The organism is Paenirhizobium cremeum (assembly GCF_047553425.1).
Lineage (GTDB): Bacteria > Pseudomonadota > Alphaproteobacteria > Rhizobiales > Rhizobiaceae > Allorhizobium > Allorhizobium cremeum.
In genome coordinates this window covers 1592329-1614064 of the sequence record NZ_CP180217.1, presented here as the reverse complement: position 1 = coordinate 1614064, position 21736 = coordinate 1592329, and the positions used below count along the sequence as shown (strand labels likewise).

Below are 21736 nucleotides of genomic sequence, written 5' to 3'. Positions count from 1 at the left end.
TCCCGATCCTGTCAAACCGGCAGGACCGGAGCACGCCGAGGCTTCGTGACTTTTGAGCAACGCAATGTGGCGAAATTGCAACGGGCCTTGCAGCTTTGTCAAGCCGAGCGGGAACTGCGATAGACCGAGACCCCCAGTTCCCTGATCTTCTTGCGCAACGTATTGCGGTTCAGTCCGAGAAGATCGGCGGCCTTGATCTGATTGCCGCGCGTTGCTGTGAGTGCTGCAAGAATTAGGGGATATTCCATCTCGGTGAGCACGCGCTCATAGAGGCCGGAGGGCGGCAAAGCATCGCCGAAGCTTGCGAAATAAGTTCGCATGTTCTCCTCGACGGCTTGCGAAATCGTCATGGAACCGGCGGGCACGCCGACCTTGGCGATCGGGCTGTCGGCGATATCGGACCGCAGTTCCTGCTCGACGATTTCGCGCGAAATCACGTCCTGCGGGTAAAGTGCCATGAGACGGCGAACGACGTTTTCGAGTTCGCGCACGTTGCCCGGCCAGGCATAGGCTTTCATCACTTCCAGCGCCTCGTTGTCGAATCGCTTGGAATCGAGCCCTTCCTTTTCGCCCTGCTGAATGAAGTGGCGCACCAGATCGGGAATATCCTCCGCGCGGTCACGAAGGGGGGGCAGGCGCAGCGGCACCACGTTCAGGCGATAATAAAGGTCCTCGCGGAAGAGGCCCTGATTGATGGAATGCTTCAGGTCCTTGTTGGTCGCGGCGACGATCCGGACATCGGTACGGATCGGCGTACGTCCGCCGACCGTCGTGTATTCGCCCTGCTGCAGGACACGCAGAAGACGGGTCTGCGCATCCATCGGCATGTCGCCGATTTCGTCGAGGAAAAGCGTGCCGCCCTCGGCCTGTTCGAAACGGCCGGTCGAGCGCGTCTGCGCGCCCGTAAAGGCGCCCTTTTCATGGCCGAACAGTTCCGATTCGATGAGATCCCGCGGGATCGCAGCCATATTGATGGCGACGAAGGGACCGTTGCGGCGCTTGCCGTAGTCATGAAGCGCCCGCGCGACAAGTTCCTTGCCGGTACCGGATTCACCGGTAATCATCAGCGTCAGGTCGGTTTGCATCAGGCGCGCGAGAACGCGGTAGATTTCCTGCATGGCGGCTGACCGGCCGACCAGCGGCATGCCGTCCTGCATATCGTCGTCGAGGCGGGCCGGTTTCTTCTTCGGTTCGGCCAGCGCCCGGCCGATGATGGCGATCAGTTCCGTCAGATCGAAGGGCTTCGGCAGGTAGTCATAGGCACCTTTTTCCGAGGCCTTGATGGCCGTCATGAAGGTGTTCTGGGCACTCATCACCAGCACAGGCAGGTCCGGGCGCGCCTTCTTGATGCGCGGCAGAAGGTCGAAAGCATTCTCGTCGGGCATTACGACGTCGGTTACGACAAGATCTCCCTCGCCTGCGGACACCCAACGCCACAAGGTGGCGGCATTGGAGGTGATCCGGACCTCGTAACCGGCACGGGTCAGGGCCTGGTTCAATACGGTGCGAATGGCTGCGTCGTCATCAGCGACAAGGATCGTTGCAGTCATCAGAGACTTCCTGTGGATTTCGCCGGGGTTTCTTCATCAAGCGGGATGTCCCTGGAAACGGGCATCAGCACGCGGAAAGTGGTACGGTTCGCCTGGCTATCGCATTCCACGATGCCGCCATGGCCGCCGATGATCTTGGCGACCAGCGCCAGCCCGAGGCCGGAACCGTTGGTCTTGGTGGTAATGAAAGGGTCAAAGAGATGGGGCAAGAGGTCCGCCGGCACGCCGGGACCGTTGTCATGCACACAGAATTCGAGCGGCAGGGAGATTTTCTCGCGCGAGCCGGCGACCGAAAGACGGATACCGGGCCGATAGGCCGTGGTGAGCTGAATCTCGCCATCCGGCCGGTCTCCGATCGCCTCGGCGGCGTTCTTGATGAGATTGAGGAAGACCTGCACCAGTTGATCCCGATTGGCGTAGACCGGCGGCAATGACGGGTCATAGTTTTCGGTGATGCGGATATTGCGGGCAAAACCGGCCCTTGCAATCGCCTTTACATGGTCCAGCACGGAGTGGATGTTAAGCGATACGCGGTCGACAGGTCGTTCGTCGGAAAACACCTCCATGCGGTCGACCAGGGAGACGATACGGTCCGTCTCGTCGCAGATCAGCCGCGTCAGAGCGCGATCCTCATCAGTGACCGAACTCTCGAGCAGTTGGGCGGCACCGCGGATGCCGGACAGCGGGTTCTTGATTTCATGCGCGAGCATCGAGGCCAGGCCGGTGACCGAACGGGCAGCCGCACGATGGGTCAGCTGCCGGTCGATCTTGTCGGCCATGGAGCGCTCCTGGAAGACGATCACCACGTCTCCGGGCTGGTTCACCACCGGCGCCACATAAAGATCCACCAGCTTGTCCTGCCCCAGGCGGGGCGAACTCAGATCCACCCGGTACTCGTTGACCGGAGCGCGACGTTCGCGCACCTGATCGATCAACGACAGAAGCGGACTGCCGAACGGAATGAAGGTGGAAAGCCGATAACGGGAAAGATGCGCCGCGCTGGCGCCGAAAAAGGCTTCCGCCTCCCAATTGGCGAAGGCGATCAACCCTTCCGCATCGACCATCACGACGGGATTCTGGATGGCGTTGAGCACGGCCATCGCAAGCCCGTTGCCGCCATTGTTCGCGTTCATGCGGCCTCCTGTCGGCGGGCAGAGGTGGATAGTCCGTCGGACAGCACGCTGAAAAGCGTTTCCGATACGAAACCGGCGTCTTTCGACGTCATGATTTCTCCCTTGATGGCGGCGGAAACCCCGGGCGCGAAGCGCTCGATATACCAACCGACGTGTTTGCGTGCATGCCTTACGCCGACGTCACGCCCGTAATGAACGAGCATCGCCTCGTAGTGCTCGCGGACAATAGCGGGAATGGCGGCAGGCTCCGGGCCGGAATTGCCGGCGAGCCATCCGGCATGCCAGGGCCGTCCCTGACACGCCCGGCCGACCATCACCGCATCCGCTCCGGACCGGCGCAGGATTTCCAAGGCATCCGCACGCGTCTCCACATCGCCATTGGCCACCAGCGGAACAGATACGACCTCGCGCACCCGCGCTATCGCATCCCAATCGGCCCTGCCTTCGTAGAACTGCATGCGCGTCCGGCCATGCACGGTAATCATCCTCACGCCGATATCCTCCGCCCTGCGGGCGATCTCGGGCGCGTTGATGGAATTTTCGTCCCAGCCCAACCGCATCTTCAACGTCACGGGAACCCTGACCGCCCTCACCGTCGCCTCTACCAGCGACAGGGCGTGATCCGGGTCGCGCATCAACGCCGAACCGGAATATCCGCCCGTCACCTTCTTGGCCGGGCAACCCATATTGATATCGATGATGTCGGCGCCATTGGCTTCGGCGATGCGGGCCGCCTCGCCCATCCAGTAGGCTTCACGACCGGCAAGCTGAACCATGTGCGGATCGATATCGGCGCCTTGAAGGCGTGACCAGGATTCGGCTGCGTTGTGGGCAAGTTCGCGACTCGCCACCATCTCGGTTACGACGAGCCCCGCCCCGCTTCGCCATGCCAGCTGGCGAAAAGGCAGATCGCTGACGCCGGACATCGGAGCCAGAATCACGCGATTGCGTATCGCGACCGACCCGATCTCGAATGGCGTATGCAGCGCAACAGAACTCAAATGACTATCTTTCGGGCACGCTTCGAATTTGCACTATTTTTAGACAGAGTTTGCACGCTTGCCAAGAGAAATCCGTGGGGCCGCGATAAAAATTCGGGCAAATGCTGGAAAAAACGAAGGCCAGCCGATAGACCACGCTTGCGAATTTTTTGTGTCGTTCTTCTTTTACACAGGTCGGTCGCTGCAATGCAACAACGCGAAGTTGCCTCTATCGGTATCATTGTCGTGGCAGCGGGACGCGGCGAACGGGCTGGCGCCTCGGTCGAGGGGCCGAAACAATATCGCAGGATCGGCGGCAGGCCGGTCATAGCCCATACGCTGGAAAAATTCCTTTCCTGGGAGAGATCGGGTCCCATCATTGCCGTCATCCATCCGGATGACCAGGAACTCTTTGAAAACGTGCGACTTTCCCTTCGCAAGGGAGATACCGTCCACGCGGTGACAGGCGGAGCCACCCGTCAGCAATCCGTGCTGGCGGGCCTGCGCGCCCTCTCCGAACTTCAGGCCAGTCACGTGATGATCCACGATGCGGTACGCCCATTTTTGGACGATGCGCTTCTCAACCGTGTGGCGACCCTGCTCGATTCCGGAGAGAGCGGCGTGTTGCCGGTCATGCCTGTCACCGACACCTTGAAGCGGGGCAGTGCCGACAAACATGTCGTCGAAACCGTCTCCCGCGCAGGTCTTTTTGCCGCCCAGACTCCCCAGGCCTTCGCGCTACCTCTGATTCTCGACGCCCATGAGAGGGCCGCCGCAGACGGACGCAGCGATTTTACCGACGACGCCTCGATCGCGGAATGGGCCGGCATCCCGGTCCTTCTGGCGGAAGGCTCTCCCGACAATGTCAAACTCACCGTGAAAAGGGATATCGCCATGGCCGATGCGAGGCTTTCGAGTGCCCTGCCCGACGTTCGAACCGGCAACGGATACGATGTGCATCAACTTGAGCCCGGCGACGGGGTGACGCTCTGCGGCGTCTTCATCCCGCACGACCAGAAGCTCAAGGGCCATTCCGATGCCGACGTGGCGCTGCATGCGCTGACGGATGCATTGCTCGCCACCTGTGGGGCCGGCGATATCGGCGATCACTTTCCGCCATCCGATCCCCGGTGGAAGGGCGCGCCATCGCGGATCTTTCTGGAGCATGCGGCCCGCATCGTTCGCGAGAACGGCGGAACGATCATGAACGCCGATATCTCCCTCATTGCCGAAGCCCCCAAGGTCGGTCCGCACAGGCAGTCCATGCGCGAAACGCTCTCGGAAATGCTTGGGATCTCGCTCGACCGTTGTTCCGTCAAGGCGACGACGAACGAGAAGATCGGCTTCGTCGGACGCGGCGAAGGCATTGCCGCCATCGCCACGGCAACGGTAGTCTACGGAGAAAAGTCGAAATGACGATCTTTCCCGACGATATCGAAGTTTCAGCCACGCGCCTCATCGGCGATTTCTCGGCGCGCGGACTGACGCTTGCGACAGCCGAATCCTGCACGGGCGGGCTGATCGCCGGCGCCCTCACGGAGGTATCCGGCTCCTCGACAGTCGTCGACCGCGGTTTCGTCACCTATTCCAATCAGGCGAAAACCGACATGCTCGGCGTATCCCCAGAAGTCCTGTCACGTTTCGGCGCCGTGTCGCGTGAGACGGCGCTGCAGATGGTGGACGGCGCCCTGCGACGGTCGGGGGCCAATATTGCGGTCGCCGTTACGGGTATTGCCGGACCGAGCGGCGGCACGGCGGACAAGCCGGTCGGCCTCGTGCATCTGGCGGCCAAGAACCAGACGGGGCTGCTGGTCCATCGCGAGATGCGTTACGGCGATATCGGCCGGACGGAAATACGGCTTGCCACGGTTCGAACGGCCTTAGAACTGCTTGTCGCGGTCGCCGGCTGACACGGACGGCAGGCCAAAGGATCTTCCTGTCGATGATGAACGCATCCGGGACAATCGACACAGGAAGCCGTGAGCGACGGAGCGCGAGAACGCCCTGAAAGGCGTCAAACGGCGTAGATCTTGTCGGCCCGGGCTTCGAAGGCTTCGGCGAACATGCGGAAGGCCCGATCGAACATCGAGCCCATCAGGGCACCGAGAATGCGGTTCTTGAACTCGTAGTCGATGAAGAAGTTGACGGAACAGCCTCCGTCGTCAGCCGGTTCGAAACGCCAGCGATTGTCGAGATACCGGAAGGGTCCCTCGATATACTTCACGTCGATCACCCGCTCGGCGGGAACGAGAAGAACCTGGGTTGTAAATGTCTCGCGGATCGCCTTGTAACCGACGGTCATGTCGGCCACCAGAAGTTCCTTGCCGTCACGCTCACGGCGGGAACGGATCGCCAGTCCCTCGCAGAGCGGCAGGAATTCGGGATAGCGCTCGACGTCGGCGACGAGGTCGTACATGCGGTCCGGCGAGTGCTTTACGATACGGCGGGTCTCGAACTGTGGCATGGGCTGGAGTTAAGCCGGGACGCCGGCAAGATCAAGAAGGCGTCGGGTGTCTGAGCGGGATTTTAGCACCAAGACCGGTACATTCGGGCCATGGAGATCGAAGTTTTGCAGGAAGCGCGGCGCATGCACCTTCTCGAAGTTCCAGATATAGCGGATGAATTCGCGGTCAGGCAATCTCTCCGGACATCCCGGCGCCATATCCGGACGCGTACGGCCGTAGGTCTTGAGCGCGCGAGCCATCACGCCCCATAACGACAACCGCCTGGGCATGCGCACCCAGATTATCAGGTCGCTGCGCGGCACGCGCAGATCGAAGCTGGAAGGATTGCTGCCATCCATGATCCAGCGGTCACCCTCGGCCGCTTGCGCGATCATCGCCCGCTGTTCCTGGCGCGGCCGCCCGATCCAGCCCGGAAGCCAGAAGAACTCCTTGTCCATGGAAATGTAGAGCAGGCCAAAATGCGCTGCGAGTTTCTGCGACAACGTGCTCTTGCCGCCGCCGGAACAGCCGACGACCATGACCCGTCGCGCCAGCCGCAAGGCTGCCACCGCATCCTCTATCTCCACGAAATTCGGCATCTGATTCCCTCCCGGAGGAGGTTAAGGCCTACCGCCGAAACGTAAAGGGGATTCTACATGCGGCCACCGCGCAGCTTTTCACGATTGGCCTTCAGCCGCGCGAAGTCGTCGCCGGCGTGGTGCGACGAACGCGTGAGCGGGCTTGCCGACACCATCAGGAAGCCCTTGGCATAGGCAACCGTCTCGTAGGACTTGAACTCGTCGGGAGTGACGAAACTCATGACCTGATGGTGCTTGCGGGTCGGCTGCAGATACTGGCCGATGGTCAGGAAATCGACATCGGCGGACCTGAGATCGTCCATCAGCTGGAGGACTTCGTTCCGCTCCTCGCCCAGGCCCACCATGATACCGGATTTGGTGAACATGGTCGGGTCCAGTTCCTTGACGCGCTGCAGGAGCCGCACCGAATGGAAATAGCGGGCGCCCGGACGAACGGTCAGATAGTTGCCCGGAACCGTCTCCAGATTGTGGTTGAAGACGTCGGGCTTGGCAGCGACGACACGTTCCAGAGCGCCCGGCTTCTTCAGGAAGTCTGGCGTCAGGATCTCGATGGTCGTCTCGGGCGAAGCGGCGCGGATCGCCCAGATCACCTTCTCGAAATGCTCGGCGCCCCCGTCCTCCAGATCGTCACGGTCCACCGAGGTGATGACGACATGAGACAGGCCCATCTGCTTTACCGCCTTCGCGACGTTTTCCGGCTCGTCGGGATCGAGCGCGTTCGGTTTGCCGGTCGCCACGTTGCAGAAGGCACAGGCGCGCGTACAGATCTCGCCCATAATCATGAAGGTGGCGTGCTTCTTGTCCCAGCATTCACCGATGTTCGGGCATCCGGCTTCCTCGCAGACCGTCACCAGCTTGTGGCTGCGCACGAGATCGCGCGTCTCCGCATAGCCTTTCGAGGTCGGGGCCTTGACGCGGATCCATTCCGGCTTGCGCATCACCTCCGTATCGGGGCGGTGGGCTTTTTCCGGGTGACGGACGCGCTTCTCCTCCGGATTGGTCCTGTCGAGGATGGTGACCATGGTTCAGCCTTCCTTGCCGCGGCCTTTGCGGCGAATGAGTTTAACGTCGCACCAGCTTGACGACGAAGAGCAATAAGCAGGCACCGACAAAGCTGGTGATGAGATAACCGAGCCAGTCGCCTTCCACAAAGATCCCGAAACGGCGGAAAACCGCGGATGCGATGGCCGCACCGACGATGCCGATAATGATGTTCATCAGCACGCCGAAGCGTACATCCATGAACTTGCCCGCCAGCCAGCCGGCGAGACCGCCGACGATCAGCATCAGGAACCAGCCGATTTCAAAGCCTGCCATTGCCACATCCTTCCGTGGGATATCCGCGGCCTATATAGGCCGCGGAATAGAACATCACAACAGGCTCAGGCGTTCAACGCGCGACCATAGGCGTCCAGCACGCTTTCCTTCAGCGTTTCCGAAATGGTCGGATGCGGGAAGATGGTATGCATCAGTTCTTCCTCGGTGGTTTCGAGGTTCATCGCCACCACGAAGCCCTGGATGAGTTCGGTCACTTCCGCGCCCACCATATGGGCGCCGAGAAGCTCTCCGGTCTTCTTGTCGAAGATGGTCTTGACCAGACCTTGGTCTTCGCCGAGCGCAATCGCCTTGCCGTTGGCAACGAAGGGGAAGCGGCCGACGCGGATATCGCGGCCCTGTTCCTTCGCCTTGGCCTCGGTCAGGCCCACGGAAGCCACCTGCGGGTGGCAATAGGTGCAGCCCGGGATCTTGGCCTTGTCCATCGGATGGACATTCGGAAGGCCCGCGATCTTTTCGATGCAGATGACGGCCTCATGCTCGGCCTTGTGGGCGAGCATCGGCGGGCCGGCAACGTCGCCGATCGCGTAGATGCCCGGAACATTGGTGCGGCCGTAGCCGTCGATGGCGATGAAGCCGCGATCGGTCTTCACGCCGAGCGCCTCAAGGCCGATGTTTTCGATATTGGCCTGAACGCCGACAGCCGAGATCATCCGGTCGGCGGTGATCTTTTCGATTGCGCCGTCCTTCTTCTGGACATGGGCGGTGATCGAGTTTGCGCCCTTCTCGACCTTTGCGACCTTGGCCTCCAGCAGGATCTTCATACCCTGTTTTTCGAACTGCTTCTTCGCCAGCGCGGAGATTTCGGCGTCCTCGACCGGCATGACCTGGCTCATGACCTCGACGACGGTTACGTCGACACCCATGGTGCGGTAGAAGGAGGCGAATTCGATGCCGATGGCGCCGGAGCCCATCACGAGCAGCGACTTCGGCATTTCCTCGGGCTTCATCGCCTCGAAATAGGTCCAGATCAACTTGCCATCCGGCTCGATGCCGGGAAGCGCACGCGGACGCGCGCCGGTAGCGACGACGATGTGCTTAGCGGTGTAGGTGCCTTCCGGCAGCACATTCTTCGGAAGCGGAGCCTGCGGCTGCTGGATCGCCTTGGTGGTCTTGGAAACGACGATCTCGCCGGGCTTGGTGAGCTTCGCCTCACCCCATATGACATCGACCTTGTTCTTCTTCATCAGGAAGCCGACACCGCCGTTCATACGCTGCGCGATACCGCGCGAGCGGGCGACGATCGCCTTCAGGTCCGGTGTGACGGCACCCTCGACCTTGATGCCGTATTCCCCCGGATGCTGGGCGTAATGCAGGATTTCGGCCGAACGCAGCAGGGCCTTGGTGGGAATGCAGCCCCAGTTGGAGCAGATACCGGCCAGATGTTCGCGCTCAACGATGGCTGTCTTCAGGCCAAGCTGGGCAGCACGGATTGCGGCAATGTAACCGCCGGGGCCGGAGCCGATAATGATGACGTCATAGGCGTTGGACACTGGTCTTCATCTCCCTTTTTGTCCGGAGCGGACTCCATCCTGCGACGGAGCCCTTCCGAGGGATGAGACCAGCCCGATCAGGCCTTGGTCAGCATCCCGTAGATTTCATCCTTCAGAACCATGCGCTGCTTGCGCATCGTTTCCATCTGCACATCGCCGACCGGCTCGACCTCGGTCTCGGCGCGATGGATCGCACGGTTCACCTCGCGATAGTCTTCCAGAAGCTTGGCGAAGTGCTCATTGCCTGCTTTGAGCGCATGCATCTTCTCCGTGTATTCCGGAAACTCGTCCTGGATTTCGTGCGGGGTGTTCGACATTCGATATCTCCTCTTTTGTCGGTCGATATCCAAAGCCTAGTGACCCGGTCGTCTTTCTCCTTGATCCTGATCAATTTTTTCGGATCGAAATTACAAACCCAACATCATGCGCACGACCGGCTCGAGACCTCGCCCGATGGCGCGCGTATTCGCCGCATCGAGATGAATTCCATCAAGCGGCGTCGTCCTCGCCACGAGACCGGCATCAAAGAAACCACAACCGTTCTCATCGGCAAGATCCCGATAAAGGCTCGCCAGCATGGCCGATTCGTCCAACGCGCCCTTGAACATGGCAGAGAAGGAAACGTTTGCGGTTTCGCAGATCGGCGGCGGCGAAACCACCAGCACATCGGGTCCATCGAAATCGAAACCCCAATCGTGCAGCCTAATCTGCCGGATCAATCTGTCGATACCCTTGGAAGCCGCAATCGCCGTGCCGGCTATGGCCTGCTTCATGTCGTTGGTTCCGAGCATGAGGATCACGAGATCCAGCGGCTTGTGCGTCTCCAACACGCTCGGCAACAGTTTCGCGCCGTTGCGTTCGCAGTCGGCGAGATGATCGTCATAGGCGGTGGTTCGCCCATTCAACCCCTCGGCGATGACGCTGACCCCGGTTCCGAGCGCACTTTGCAGTACGCTCGGCCAACGATCCTCATAGGCATGTCGGCCTATGCTTTCCGGATCGTATCCCCAGGTCAGGCTGTCGCCGTAGCAGAGAACGGATTTCATCGAACCGCTCTCCGGTCAGACCAGCATTCCCATGGGGCTTTCGATATAGCGCTTGAAGGCCGAAGCAAGTTCGGCGCCGAGCGCTCCATCGATGACGCGGTGATCGAAGGCAAAGGTCGCCGTCATGACCGTGCCGATCTTGATTTCGCCGTTCTTTACCACCGGCTTTTCAATGCCGGCGCCGATCGAGACGATCGAAGCATGCGGCGGGTTGATGATCGAGGTGAAGTTCGACACACCGAACATGCCGAGGTTGGACACCGCAGTGGTACCGCCCTGGTATTCGTCCGGTTTCAGCTTCTTGTCACGGGCACGCTTGGCGAGGTCCTTCATCTCGTTGGAGATGACGGACAGCGTCTTCTGCTCGGCCTTGCGGATGATCGGCGTAATGAGGCCGTCCGGAATGGCAACCGCCACGCCGACATCCGAATGCTTGTGCAGGAGGCGTGCCGTCGAGGTCCAGGAAGCGTTCGCCGCCGGAACGTCGCGAAGCGCGAGCGCCATCGCCTTGATGATGAAGTCGTTGACCGACAGCTTGAAAGTCGCAACTTCGCCCTTCTCCGTCTTTACCGTCGGGGCGGACGCGTTGATGTCGGCGCGCAGCTTCAAGAGTGCGTCGATCTCGCAATCCATCGAGACGAAGTAGGACGGAACGGTCTGGTGCGATTCCAGAAGGCGCGAGGCGATTGTCTTGCGCATGCCGTCATGCGGCAGAACTTCGTAGGAACCCTGCTCGAACAGCTTGAGCACGGCGTCGTCGCCCGCACCCTTGGCAAGGGCAGGAGCCGGAGCGGCGGCCGATGCGGCAGCAGCCGGTGCCGGTGCAGCCTTTGCACCGCCGGTAGCAACAGCCTTCTCGATGTCGCTCTTGACGACGCGGCCATGCGGGCCGGTGCCGGAAACGACGGAAAGGTCGAGACCGGCTTCCTTAGCCAGACGACGGGCCAGCGGCGAAGCGAAGACGCGATTGCCATCCGACTTTGCCGGTGCGGCAGCCACCGGAGACGCGGCAGCAACAGGCGCTGCGGCAGCCGGAGCGGGCTGGGCAGCGGGTGCGGCCTCAGCCTTAGCAGCCGGAGCCGGGGTAGCGCCGCCGGCAGCCGCTGCCTGAACATCCTCGCCTTCAGCGGCGAGAACGGCGATCAGGGTATTGACCTTAACGCCTTCGGTTCCGGCCGGAACGAGGATCTTCGCAAGCGTGCCCTCGTCAACGGCTTCCACTTCCATGGTCGCCTTGTCGGTCTCGATCTCGGCAATCACATCGCCAGACTTGATCTGGTCGCCTTCCTTGACGAGCCACTTGGCGAGATTGCCCTCTTCCATGGTCGGGGAGAGTGCCGGCATCGTGATGTTGATCGGCATGTTACTACCCTCCCGTTACTTGTAGCAGACGGTTTTCACCGCCTGGACGACTTCGCCGACATTCGGCAGCGCCAGCTTTTCGAGGTTGGCCGCGTAAGGCATCGGCACGTCCTTGCCGGCAATCGTCAGGATCGGCGCATCGAGGTAGTCGAAGGCCTGCTGCATGACGCGGGTGGCGATTTCGGTGCCGACCGACGACTGCGGATAGCCCTCCTCGACGGTGACGAGACGGCCAGTCTTCCTGACGGATTCGAGAACGGTCGGAATGTCCATCGGACGGATGGTGCGAAGGTCGATCAGCTCGACGTCGATGCCTTCCTTGGACAGTTCCTCGACGGCCTTGGTGGCATAGGTCATGCCGATACCCCAAGACACGACGGTCGCGTCGGTACCGGCCTTGTGGATACGCGCCTTGCCGATCGGCAGGACGAAATCATCGAGCTTCGGCACTTCGAAGGAATGACCGTAGAGGATTTCGTTTTCGAGGAAGATCACCGGGTTCGGATCGCGGATAGCAGCCTTCAGCAGACCCTTGGCATCGGCAGCCGTGTAGGGCTGGATGACCTTGAGACCGGGAATGTGGCTGTACCAGGCCGCATAGTCCTGGCTGTGCTGGGCCGCGACGCGGGCCGCAGCGCCGTTCGGGCCGCGGAAGACAATCGGCGCACCCATCTGACCGCCGGACATGTAGAGCGTCTTGGCGGCGGAGTTGATGATCTGGTCGATCGCCTGCATGGCGAAGTTGAAGGTCATGAACTCAACGATCGGGCGAAGGCCCGCCATGGCAGCACCGACGCCGACGCCGGCAAAGCCGTGCTCGGTGATCGGGGTGTCAACCACGCGCTTCGGACCGAATTCCTGCAGAAGGCCCTGCGTGATCTTGTAGGCGCCCTGATACTCGGCGACTTCCTCACCCATGACAAAGACGTCCGGATTGGCGCGCATTTCCTCGGCCATGGCTTCGCGAAGCGCTTCACGAACGGTCATCGTCACCATTTCGGTGCCGGCCGGGATATCCGGATCGGCGGCGACGGTTGCAACGGGCGCAGCCGGAACTGACGCGGAAGCAGCCGGCTTTTCGGCTTCGACAGCGGCGGGAGCCGGAGCAGCGTCCGCCTTCGGCAGAGCGGCCGGCTTTTCGGTCCCGATGTCGGATGCGGTCTCGCCTTCCTGCAACAGAACCGCGATCGGCGTGTTGACCTTGACGTTTTCCGTGCCGGCGGCAACCAGAAGCTTGCCGAGCACACCCTCGTCGACCGCCTCCACTTCCATGGTGGCCTTGTCGGTTTCAATTTCGGCGATCACATCGCCGGACTTCACGGCATCGCCTTCCTTCTTGACCCACTTGGAGAGAGTACCCTCTTCCATGGTCGGAGAAAGGGCGGGCATGAGAATATCGATTGGCATGGGCTTACCCTCCCCCAACTTACAACAGGATATCGGTGTAGAGCTCGGATGCATCCGGCTCTGGATCGGCCTGGGCGAAATCGGCGCTGTCGGCGACGATGTCGCGAACATCCTTGTCGATCTGCTTCAGCTCTTCTTCGCTTGCCCAGCCCTTTTCCAGCAGGCGATTGCGGACCTGCTCGATCGGGTCGTGCTCGGATCGCATCTTCTGCACTTCATCCTTGGAGCGATACTTGGCCGGGTCGGACATGGAGTGGCCGCGGTAGCGATAGGTCAACATTTCAAGGATGACCGGGCCCTTGCCGGAACGGCAGTATTCGGCAGCCTGCTCACCTGCAGCGCGCACGGCGCGAACATCCATGCCATCGACCTGAATGCCGGGAATATTGAAGGACACGCCGCGCTGAGAGAAATTTGTCTGGGCGGACGCGCGGGAAACCGAGGTCCCCATGGCGTAGCGGTTGTTCTCGATCACGTAGATCACCGGCAGCTTCCAGAGCTCAGCCATGTTGAAGCTTTCGTAGACCTGCCCCTGGTTGGCGGCGCCATCGCCGAAATAGGCAACGGACACGAGACCATTGTCACGGTAGCGATTGGCAAAAGCGAGACCGGTGCCAAGCGATACCTGGGCGCCAACAATGCCGTGGCCTCCGTAGAAGTTCTTCTCCTTGGAGAACATGTGCATCGAGCCGCCCTTGCCCTTGGAGAGACCGCCACGACGACCGGTCAACTCGGCCATGACACCGCGGGCGCTCATGCCGCAGGCCAGCATATGGCCGTGATCGCGATAGCCGGTAATGACCTGGTCGCCATCCTTGAGCGCCATCTGCATGCCGACGACGACAGCTTCCTGGCCGATGTAAAGGTGACAGAACCCGCCGATGAAACCCATGCCATAGAGCTGGCCGGCCTTTTCCTCGAAGCGGCGGATCAGAAGCATTTCGCGATAGGCCTTAAGTTCCGTCTCGCGGTCGAATTCGGCAATCGCCCCTTCGGTGAAATCCTTCTTGGCAGGCTTGGCCGTGGCCTTGCGGCTGGTAGCAGTCGCGGATTTGCGCGGCGCCATTCATCCCTCCCGTGCGTTATGGTCAATTTGGTTGGCGGCAGAATAAGCAAGAAAGGGCCCAACCGCAATGCCAGAATTGCATGGCTCGCATTCAATGCAAGCATATGAATTTTTTATGAATTTTTCGATTAACCAGATTTCAGTTAATCAAAGAGCCTTGTTGAAAATGACGATTTCGTCCGGCCGAGACATGTTGAGCTGATAGCGCGCCTTCTCATCGAGCATGTCGCGCTCAAGAGAGCCGTCGCTCATCAGCTCCACCTGCCTTTCAAGACGCTTGCGCTGCGAGACAAGTTCGGCAAGCTCGGCGCTGCGCTCCACACGCTGACGCTCGAATTCCTGGGCCGCACGCAGACCAAAGCCTCCATGGATGGAATGATAGCCGAAATAGGAGAGAAAGGCGACAGTGACAGCGGGAAGAACAAGACGTCCGAGTTTTCTCTTCTTGTGATGCCTGGTCCACATACCCACGATGCCCTGAAACGCAAAACCGTCTGCTCAAATTACCGAGCAGAACTTAACCGTTCGTTGACCGAAAGAAGGCGCCAACGAAAAAGCCCGCACCCCTTTCGGGGCACGGGCTGCAATGGTCGGATCGGACGATCAGCCGCGCAGGATGGAGGTGCCGGCATAACGGGCCTGCGGGCCCAGGCCTTCCTCGATACGGATCAGCTGGTTGTACTTTGCGAGCCGGTCGGAACGGGCCAGCGAACCGGTCTTGATCTGGCCGCAGTTGGTGGCGACGGCGAGGTCGGCAATCGTCGAATCCTCGGTCTCGCCCGAACGATGCGACATGACGGCGGTATAGCGGGCCTTGTGAGCGGTCTCGACGGCGTCGAGGGTTTCGGAGAGCGAGCCGATCTGGTTGACCTTGACGAGGATGGAGTTGGCAACACCCATCTTGATGCCGTCGCGCAGGCGGGCCGAGTTGGTAACGAACAGGTCGTCGCCGACCAACTGAACCTTGGAGCCGATCTTGTCGGTCAGGGCCTTCCAGCCGGCCCAATCATCTTCAGCCATGCCGTCTTCGATCGAGATGATCGGATACTTGGCGGCAAGCTCGGCGAGGTAGTCGGCCATGGCTTCCGGCTCGAGGGTGCGGCCTTCACCTTCCAGAACGTACTTACCGTCCTTGAAGAATTCGGTGGAGGCGCAATCGAGCGCAAGGAACATGTCCTCGCCCGGACGATAACCGGCCTTTTCGATCGACTTCATGATGAAGTCGAGCGCGGCGGGCGCACTTTCGAGACCCGGAGCAAAACCGCCTTCGTCACCGACATTGGTGTTGTGACCCTGGGCGGCCAGTTCCTTCTTCAGAGTGTGGAAGACCTCGGAACCCATGCGGACGGCATCACGGATGTTATCCGCGCCAACCGGCATAATCATGAACTCCTGAAAGTCGATCGGGTTGTCGGCATGCGCGCCGCCGTTGATGATGTTCATCATCGGAACCGGCAGAACATGGGCGTTCGGACCGCCGACATAGCGATAAAGCGGCAGGCCAGAGGATTCGGCTGCTGCCTTGGCGACGGCGAGCGAGACGCCGAGGATGGCGTTGGCGCCAAGGCGCGACTTGTTCGGCGTGCCGTCGAGTTCGATCATGATCCGGTCGAGCTGGATCTGGTTCTCGGCATCGAGACCGCCGATCGCATCGAAGATTTCGGTGTTGACGGCATCGACCGCCTTCTCGACACCCTTGCCCAGGTAACGGCTGCCGCCGTCGCGCAGTTCGACGGCCTCATGCGCGCCGGTCGAAGCACCCGACGGAACCGCCGCGCGGCCCATGCTGCCGTCTTCGAGATAGACGTCGACCTCTACGGTCGGATTGCCGCGGCTGTCGAGAATTTCGCGGCCGATGATGTCGGTAATGGCGGTCATGTTGGCTCCCTGATGGCTCTTAGTCGAGAGAAAAGGATGGCCTTCTCTTAATCGAAGCAAGGGAAAATACAATGGCAAGCGTGTGACATCGCGGCCGGCGCGGCATCTGCTAAAGTCGCTTGCCGGACAAAGGCCCGACCGCGATGGAAAACAGAGCGCCGGCCTCGTTCGAAGCCGGCGCATCATTATCAGCCAAACAGGAAAGCGTCAGTTGCTCTTCGCGACCGCATCGAAAGCAAGGAGCTTTTCGAGAAGCCGCGGCATGTCATCCAGCCTCACCATGTTCGGCCCATCGGACGGCGCATTGTCCGGGTCCTCGTGCGTCTCGATGAAAAGTCCGGCGATACCGACGGCAATCGCCGCGCGCGCCAGCGTTTCGACAAAACGCCGGTCGCCACCGGTCGATCCGCCCTGACCGCCCGGCTGCTGTACCGAGTGGGTGGCGTCGAAGACGACGGGAGCCCCGGTTTCCGCCATGATCGGCAGCGCCCGCATATCGGAAACCAGCGTGTTGTAGCCGAAGGAAACGCCACGCTCGCAGAGCAGAACATTAGGATTCCCGCTGGTGGTTATCTTGTTAAGAACATTCTTCATGTCCCAGGGCGCGAGAAACTGGCCCTTCTTGACGTTGATGACGCGGCCGGTCTTTGCCGCAGCGACAAGCAGGTCCGTCTGGCGGCACAGGAAGGCCGGGATCTGCAGCATGTCGACGACCGGAGCGACCTCTGCGCACTGCTCCTCCGTATGAATGTCGGTGATAACGGGGAAGCCGTATTCCTTCTTCAGGTCGGCAAATACATCCAGCGCCTTTTCAAGCCCGATACCACGCTTGCCGGAGAGAGAGGTGCGGTTCGCCTTGTCGAAGGACGACTTGTAGACGAGACCAAGGCCGAGCTTGTCGCAAAGCTCCTTCAGCACGCCGGCGATCATGAAGGCGTGATCGCGGCTTTCCATCTGGCAGGGGCCGGCAATCAAGGCGAAGCGGGCACTGTTGGAAAAAAGCACCCGATTAGCGCCCTCGCCCACGAAGACTTCGGAATTGGTGGAATTGCTCATGCGATATCCTCGAAAACAAAAGAAACGCCCTGCCCCGCAACCGGGGACACGACGAGGCGCGCACCATGGCGAACGAATGCGATGCCCCTATCAGCGAGCAGCCGCTCTGTCACGCCCATATCGCCGACCCTAAAGACGATTGCGGCCATTATCAGACCCCTTTCCCGCAGATTCGGACAGATCCCGTAGTAGCCGCTCAATCCCGAAGGGGTCAGCGCCTCGATGCGTGCATTGGCCGACTGCAGGCCGATGCCGAACGAATGCGCCTCTATTTCGCGTTGGCGGAACACGGTTTCAAGGATGTACTGGAAATCCGAAGGATTCTCCTCGCCCAGGACGATGGCGGCGATGCCGAGCACACCGTTGTCGTGACGCTCCAGACCGCCGCGATCGGCCGGCAAGGCGTTGACGCGCTGACAAGCGAACAGGAAGAAATCCGGCGAGCGGAGATCGGCCGCGAAGGCCAGGCGAAAGCCGGCCATCGTTTCAGCGCCGTCCGACAGCTTCAGCGGCCGTTCGAAATACAGCATGTCACCGGCGGAAAAGCCTTCCTCGCAATATCTTTCGTGGTCTGCCGCGGCATCACCGCTTTTGACGACGATCGCCGAGCCACCCTCCCCGCGGCGGAAACGAAATGCCTGATCGCGCGCGACGAAAACATTGCCTTCCCGGGCAGCGGCCTCGCATTCCTCGCGGCTCGCCACCGCCAGCGGCTCCAGATAGGTGTCGTCCGAGAAAAACACGCAAGCGTTCTCGGTGCCGAACGGATGGCGCGCCTCGGCCGCCACCGTGAAACCCAGGCTATTCAGACGTGCAAGCGCCTCTTCGAGCCCCGCAACCGGCAATACTACATGGTCGAGCGCCCGCAGGCTTTCCTGATGATCGGACATTTCCGGAGCCCCCTCGCTCGCCATTGCATCCAGCGCAGGTTTTAGCGCTTTGCCCTAGATTGGCAAGCCGGCACGACCTCAGAGGGTCCGCCTTGCGTTTGCCTGGAGAAAAATGACGATCATTGATTACTCCTTCACGGAAATTTAGGTACTTGCGGAACACAAATGGAACATATAGTGTCTGTTCTGGATTTGTTTCATACATCGGGGCACCGCAACATGCTGACGCGCAAGCAACAGGAACTGCTTCTCTTCATTCACGAGCGGATGAAGGAATCAGGTGTGCCTCCGTCTTTCGATGAGATGAAGGATGCGCTCGATCTCGCCTCCAAGTCCGGTATTCACCGGCTGATTACCGCACTCGAGGAACGCGGTTTTATTCGCCGCCTGCCCAACCGTGCCCGCGCGCTGGAAGTCATTAAGCTTCCTGAAGCCTATACGCCAAGCCTTCAACCCCGCCGTGGCTTTTCGCCGAGCGTCATCGAGGGCAGCCTTGGAAAGCCGGCGCCGGTGGCCGCCGCCAGACCCGCAGCGGAAAACACCAATTCCGTCAATGTGCCCGTCATGGGCCGCATCGCTGCCGGCGTACCGATCTCGGCGATCCAGAACAACACGCATGACATTACCGTTCCGGCGGAGATGCTCGGTTCCGGCGAGCATTATGCGCTTGAGGTAAAAGGCGATTCGATGATCGAAGCCGGCATTCTTGACGGCGACACGGTCATCATCCGCAATACGTCGACGGCCAGTCCTGGAGACATCGTCGTTGCGCTGGTCGATGACGAGGAGGCGACATTGAAGCGCTTCCGCCGTCGCGGCGCCTCGATTGCCCTCGAAGCCGCCAATCCGGCCTACGAGACACGTATCTTCGGACCCGACCGCGTGAAGGTCCAGGGCAAACTGGTCGGCCTTATTCGTCGTTATCACTGACAGCCGGTCCAGATCCGGAAACCGGGGTCTTTTCCGCTTCGAACTTGGCCGTTGCGTCCAAATGGCTGATCCCGAGTGACGTTCGCACCGCCGGAAATGTGCCGCTGCGCCAATCATAATAGCGATGTTGTGACCAGGGACGCGGCGGTCCGTCAAAAGAAGCATTGATCGTCATTTGCCGACTGATGCGGTCAGCGAGGCGAATTTCCACTGCACCGGTTCGCCTGAGGGTTTCGGCCTCAATCAGGGCCGCTCCCGAGCGACAGGCGGAAAATCCGAGCCGCCGCTCGGAAATCACGAGGTCGGCGATATCGCAGGCCTCGCCGGCAAGAGCACCGTCTTCGACCGTCGCGATGGTCCAGCCGTTTGCAAGCTTTGCCGCACACCATGTCTTCGGCTCGCAGACGAAACGACCGGTTTCGGCGCCGGCCAGCGCTTTGCGCATGCGTTCGGCCACGGCGTCGAGGTCCGCCTGCGCTCGCTGCTTGCGGTCGGGACCGGGAGACTTTTCCGGAGCGGGCGCGGCTATCGCGTTCGGGGCGATGTGCGCCTTAAATTGCCGGGCCGCGCGCCACTGATCGAAGACAAAAGAGGGCGGACGCGGTCGGTTCGTGGCGATTGAAGCCGGCGAACGCAAAAGGCCGACCAGCCGGCCATCCTCCGAGACCAGAAGATCGGCCCGCGGCATCCCGCCGGGCACGGCGACAAGCCCCCATACCGACGCCATCAACAGCAGCGTGCCGATGTGCCGCCAGACACTGCTCAGCAGCGTCAGGAAAAGCAGGCCAGCGGAGGCCACCGGCAGAAACCATCCGGGCGGCTGCGGGAAACCGATGCCCTCTCCCCATCCAGCGACCTCCCTCGCGATCATCAGCACCCAGTCGAGGCCGACACCCATCACCACAAGAAACGGGGCATCCAACCCGAACGGCATCAGCAGCATCGCCACAAGCCCGGCCGGCATGACGATCAGCGAAATCAGGGGCATGGCGGCAAGGTTAGCCTCGAGGCTGTGGGGCGCCAGACGGTGAAAATGGGCTATGGCGAAGACAGCAGTCGACAGACCTCCGATCAGCGAGGTCAGGAGCGTGCCGGCAATCACGCTCCAACTCCATTTCAACGCCGCGGCGCCGGGAAAGGCGAACTCGGGAAACCACCGCTTTGCCGGCTTCTCACGCCATGCCGCGTAACCGGCGATCAGGGCGGCGGTCGCGGCAAAGGACATCTGGAAGCTCGGCCCCATGATCGCCGAGGGCGTCACCGCGACGATCACAACCGCCGCCAGTGCCAGGTTTCTCAGGCTGATCGCGGGACGGTCGAAAAGAACGGCGACAAGCATGATCGCCGTCATGAGGAAGGCGCGAACCGCCGAGACCTGATAGCCGGAGATCAGCAGATAAGCGAATGCGCCGAGAAGCGCACCTCCGGCCGCAAGCTTTTTGATGGGCATGGACTGGGACAACCCGGGAAGCAAGCTCAAGAGCTTGCGCAGCCCGACGAAGAAGATCCCCGCAGCGAGCGCCATGTTGAGACCCGAGATCGCGGTAATATGGGCAAGCCCCGACAATCGCAGGCTCTCCGTCGCTTCTTTGGACATTGAACGCCGCTCGCCGGTGATGATGGAGGCGGCAAACGCACCGGCATCGCCCGGTACGACGTCGCGGATGCGTGTCGAGATATCGTCGCGGAGCGAAAAAAGTGCCCTGTCGAGGCGCAGCCACCATTCTCCGCCATCGTCGGCCGTCAGCAGCGATGTCGGTGGCCCGAGAAAGAAACCGACAGCGCCGACTCCGTCGAAATAGCTCGCGAAAGCAAAATCGTTGAGGCCCGGCAAAGCCGGGCCGGATGGCGGTGAAAGGCGCGCCCTGCCGGACAGGCCGCCGCCGATGGGAGCGGCTGCGTGCCTGCCTCGTGCAAGAAGAGAGACTCGTTCCGGCGGTCGGCGGATCTGGGGATCCTTCGTCCCCGTCACCCGCAGGATGTAGCGCCATTCGCTTCTGGAACCGGCCTCCCGTCGTTCAACGACACCGGCGACGATTGTTGTCACCGGCGTATCGAGAATGACGGTTTCCTGCCGCCACGTTTCGAGGTTTGCCAGCGCCATGCCGGCAACGAAAAGCGCGCTTGCCCCCAAACCATAGGCCGGCAACGGAGGACCATAGCGGGCGATCAATGCAGCAACCGAAAGCACACCGAGAAGGACGGCAAGGGCAATGGCGCCGGGCGGCTCCGCAAGGCTGAACCAGACGGCGGCGCCAGCGCCCAGAAAGACCGGCACGAAATGGAAGACGTGACCACGGGTCTCTTCCCGCGCCAAAGTCGTCCGAAGGGCTTGCCAAAACCGTGCGGAGCCCTCCGCCAGTTGCAGGGCAGCATTGCGCGTCGGTCTTAGCGGGCGTCCGACAGCCTGATTTCCGCCTGCAACCGAAGGCAGCGACACACGGCGCTCTGCCGCCTCCGGATTTCCAAATTTGTGCTCGGCGACCTTTTCCAACCAGCCCCCCGGCCAATGCTTGCGACGGCCTTCCGCTGTTTTCGACCGGTTCGTTCATCAACCGGAGGAAGAA

At 61.1% G+C, this 21736-nt stretch carries 21 protein-coding genes; 3 read left to right on the top strand and 18 right to left on the bottom strand.

The features are described from left to right. Positions 1-98: 98 nt before the first annotated feature. The 3 genes from ntrC to dusB are packed head-to-tail and all read right to left on the bottom strand — an operon-like array spanning position 99 to position 3684. Entirely contained in the window at positions 99-1550 is a 1452-nt protein-coding gene (ntrC, locus tag ACLBKR_RS08155; RefSeq protein WP_112830076.1) for a nitrogen regulation protein NR(I), read from the bottom strand. Beyond that, positions 1550-2683 (bottom strand): two-component system sensor histidine kinase NtrB, encoded by a 1134-nt coding sequence (locus ACLBKR_RS08150; RefSeq protein ID WP_113339517.1) that lies wholly within the window; start codon positions 2681-2683, stop codon positions 1550-1552. The genes ntrC and ACLBKR_RS08150 overlap by 1 nt, the downstream gene beginning before the upstream one ends. Then, positions 2680-3684 carry a tRNA dihydrouridine synthase DusB gene (gene dusB, locus ACLBKR_RS08145; protein WP_113448446.1) on the bottom strand — a complete coding sequence of 335 codons (1005 nt, stop codon included), beginning with the start codon at positions 3682-3684 and terminating at the stop codon, positions 2680-2682. The genes ACLBKR_RS08150 and dusB overlap by 4 nt, the downstream gene beginning before the upstream one ends. A 186-nt stretch (positions 3685-3870) precedes the next feature. Between dusB and ACLBKR_RS08140 the strand changes: the two genes are divergently transcribed. Together ACLBKR_RS08140 and ACLBKR_RS08135 are read left to right on the top strand one after the other, a co-directional pair. Further along, positions 3871-5079, top strand: a complete 1209-nt coding sequence (locus tag ACLBKR_RS08140; protein WP_113448445.1) for a bifunctional 2-C-methyl-D-erythritol 4-phosphate cytidylyltransferase/2-C-methyl-D-erythritol 2,4-cyclodiphosphate synthase — start codon at positions 3871-3873, stop codon at positions 5077-5079. Beyond that, positions 5076-5573, top strand: a complete 498-nt coding sequence (locus ACLBKR_RS08135) for a CinA family protein (protein ID WP_113448444.1) — start codon at positions 5076-5078, stop codon at positions 5571-5573. The genes ACLBKR_RS08140 and ACLBKR_RS08135 overlap by 4 nt, the downstream gene beginning before the upstream one ends. 104 nt (positions 5574-5677) lie before the next feature. On the opposite strand, the gene ACLBKR_RS08130 is transcribed toward ACLBKR_RS08135, so the two are convergent. The 14 genes from ACLBKR_RS08130 to ACLBKR_RS08065 form a co-directional block, all read right to left on the bottom strand. Then, positions 5678-6127, bottom strand: a complete 450-nt coding sequence (locus ACLBKR_RS08130) for a type II toxin-antitoxin system RatA family toxin (protein ID WP_113339521.1) — start codon at positions 6125-6127, stop codon at positions 5678-5680. 9 nt (positions 6128-6136) lie between these two features. Then, on the bottom strand, positions 6137-6706 hold the full coding sequence (locus tag ACLBKR_RS08125; protein WP_414901334.1) for an AAA family ATPase: 570 nt from the start codon (positions 6704-6706) through the stop codon (positions 6137-6139). 53 nt (positions 6707-6759) lie between these two features. Further along, complete coding sequence (lipA, locus tag ACLBKR_RS08120) at positions 6760-7728, bottom strand: lipoyl synthase (protein WP_112830083.1); 969 nt, start codon at positions 7726-7728, stop codon at positions 6760-6762. A 40-nt stretch (positions 7729-7768) separates the two neighbouring features. Beyond that, complete coding sequence (locus ACLBKR_RS08115; RefSeq protein WP_112830084.1) at positions 7769-8023, bottom strand: GlsB/YeaQ/YmgE family stress response membrane protein; 255 nt, start codon at positions 8021-8023, stop codon at positions 7769-7771. 65 nt (positions 8024-8088) lie between these two features. Then, the gene (lpdA, locus tag ACLBKR_RS08110; RefSeq protein ID WP_113465378.1) at positions 8089-9534 is read right to left on the bottom strand and encodes a dihydrolipoyl dehydrogenase; all 1446 of its coding nucleotides are present in this window, start codon (positions 9532-9534) and stop codon (positions 8089-8091) included. A 77-nt stretch (positions 9535-9611) separates the two neighbouring features. Further along, positions 9612-9851 carry a YdcH family protein gene (locus ACLBKR_RS08105; protein ID WP_112830086.1) on the bottom strand — a complete coding sequence of 80 codons (240 nt, stop codon included), beginning with the start codon at positions 9849-9851 and terminating at the stop codon, positions 9612-9614. A gap of 90 nt (positions 9852-9941) precedes the next feature. After that, positions 9942-10580 (bottom strand): SGNH/GDSL hydrolase family protein, encoded by a 639-nt coding sequence (locus tag ACLBKR_RS08100; protein WP_112830087.1) that lies wholly within the window; start codon positions 10578-10580, stop codon positions 9942-9944. Positions 10581-10595: 15 nt separating this feature from the next. Further along, positions 10596-11942 (bottom strand): pyruvate dehydrogenase complex dihydrolipoamide acetyltransferase, encoded by a 1347-nt coding sequence (locus ACLBKR_RS08095; protein WP_113485943.1) that lies wholly within the window; start codon positions 11940-11942, stop codon positions 10596-10598. A gap of 15 nt (positions 11943-11957) precedes the next feature. Next, positions 11958-13349, bottom strand: coding sequence for a pyruvate dehydrogenase complex E1 component subunit beta (locus ACLBKR_RS08090; protein ID WP_113485941.1), 1392 nt, complete (start codon positions 13347-13349; stop codon positions 11958-11960). 19 nt (positions 13350-13368) lie between these two features. Next, positions 13369-14415, bottom strand: coding sequence for a pyruvate dehydrogenase (acetyl-transferring) E1 component subunit alpha (gene pdhA, locus ACLBKR_RS08085; RefSeq protein WP_112830090.1), 1047 nt, complete (start codon positions 14413-14415; stop codon positions 13369-13371). 147 nt (positions 14416-14562) lie between these two features. Then, positions 14563-14880 carry an FtsB family cell division protein gene (locus tag ACLBKR_RS08080; RefSeq protein ID WP_112830091.1) on the bottom strand — a complete coding sequence of 106 codons (318 nt, stop codon included), beginning with the start codon at positions 14878-14880 and terminating at the stop codon, positions 14563-14565. A 138-nt stretch (positions 14881-15018) separates the two neighbouring features. After that, entirely contained in the window at positions 15019-16293 is a 1275-nt protein-coding gene (eno, locus tag ACLBKR_RS08075; protein ID WP_112830092.1) for a phosphopyruvate hydratase, read from the bottom strand. Between the two features lie 207 nt (positions 16294-16500). After that, entirely contained in the window at positions 16501-17349 is an 849-nt protein-coding gene (kdsA, locus tag ACLBKR_RS08070) for a 3-deoxy-8-phosphooctulonate synthase (protein WP_113339530.1), read from the bottom strand. Further along, positions 17346-18239: a VOC family protein gene (locus tag ACLBKR_RS08065; protein ID WP_414901328.1), complete on the bottom strand. Its 894-nt coding sequence runs from the start codon at positions 18237-18239 to the stop codon at positions 17346-17348. The genes kdsA and ACLBKR_RS08065 overlap by 4 nt, the downstream gene beginning before the upstream one ends. A gap of 219 nt (positions 18240-18458) precedes the next feature. On the opposite strand from ACLBKR_RS08065, the gene lexA reads away from it, so the two are divergent. After that, complete coding sequence (gene lexA / locus ACLBKR_RS08060) at positions 18459-19169, top strand: transcriptional repressor LexA (protein WP_112830290.1); 711 nt, start codon at positions 18459-18461, stop codon at positions 19167-19169. Here the strand turns inward: lexA and ACLBKR_RS08055 are convergent. Beyond that, positions 19150-21486: a ComEC/Rec2 family competence protein gene (locus ACLBKR_RS08055; RefSeq protein WP_414901325.1), complete on the bottom strand. Its 2337-nt coding sequence runs from the start codon at positions 21484-21486 to the stop codon at positions 19150-19152. The genes lexA and ACLBKR_RS08055 overlap by 20 nt on opposite strands. Positions 21487-21736 lie beyond the last annotated feature (250 nt).

Coding starts and splice junctions, on each gene's coding strand:
- ntrC (WP_112830076.1), bottom strand. CDS start 1,550: ATGACTGCAACGATCCTTGTCGCTGATGACGACGCAGCCATTCGCACC.
- ACLBKR_RS08150 (WP_113339517.1), bottom strand. CDS start 2,683: ATGAACGCGAACAATGGCGGCAACGGGCTTGCGATGGCCGTGCTCAAC.
- ACLBKR_RS08140 (WP_113448445.1), top strand. CDS start 3,871: ATGCAACAACGCGAAGTTGCCTCTATCGGTATCATTGTCGTGGCAGCG.
- ACLBKR_RS08135 (WP_113448444.1), top strand. CDS start 5,076: ATGACGATCTTTCCCGACGATATCGAAGTTTCAGCCACGCGCCTCATC.
- ACLBKR_RS08130 (WP_113339521.1), bottom strand. CDS start 6,127: ATGCCACAGTTCGAGACCCGCCGTATCGTAAAGCACTCGCCGGACCGC.
- ACLBKR_RS08125 (WP_414901334.1), bottom strand. CDS start 6,706: ATGCCGAATTTCGTGGAGATAGAGGATGCGGTGGCAGCCTTGCGGCTG.
- lipA (WP_112830083.1), bottom strand. CDS start 7,728: ATGGTCACCATCCTCGACAGGACCAATCCGGAGGAGAAGCGCGTCCGT.
- ACLBKR_RS08115 (WP_112830084.1), bottom strand. CDS start 8,023: ATGGCAGGCTTTGAAATCGGCTGGTTCCTGATGCTGATCGTCGGCGGT.
- ACLBKR_RS08105 (WP_112830086.1), bottom strand. CDS start 9,851: ATGTCGAACACCCCGCACGAAATCCAGGACGAGTTTCCGGAATACACG.
- ACLBKR_RS08100 (WP_112830087.1), bottom strand. CDS start 10,580: ATGAAATCCGTTCTCTGCTACGGCGACAGCCTGACCTGGGGATACGAT.
- ACLBKR_RS08095 (WP_113485943.1), bottom strand. CDS start 11,942: ATGCCGATCAACATCACGATGCCGGCACTCTCCCCGACCATGGAAGAG.
- ACLBKR_RS08090 (WP_113485941.1), bottom strand. CDS start 13,349: ATGCCAATCGATATTCTCATGCCCGCCCTTTCTCCGACCATGGAAGAG.
- pdhA (WP_112830090.1), bottom strand. CDS start 14,415: ATGGCGCCGCGCAAATCCGCGACTGCTACCAGCCGCAAGGCCACGGCC.
- ACLBKR_RS08080 (WP_112830091.1), bottom strand. CDS start 14,880: ATGTGGACCAGGCATCACAAGAAGAGAAAACTCGGACGTCTTGTTCTT.
- eno (WP_112830092.1), bottom strand. CDS start 16,293: ATGACCGCCATTACCGACATCATCGGCCGCGAAATTCTCGACAGCCGC.
- kdsA (WP_113339530.1), bottom strand. CDS start 17,349: ATGAGCAATTCCACCAATTCCGAAGTCTTCGTGGGCGAGGGCGCTAAT.
- ACLBKR_RS08065 (WP_414901328.1), bottom strand. CDS start 18,239: ATGTCCGATCATCAGGAAAGCCTGCGGGCGCTCGACCATGTAGTATTG.
- lexA (WP_112830290.1), top strand. CDS start 18,459: ATGCTGACGCGCAAGCAACAGGAACTGCTTCTCTTCATTCACGAGCGG.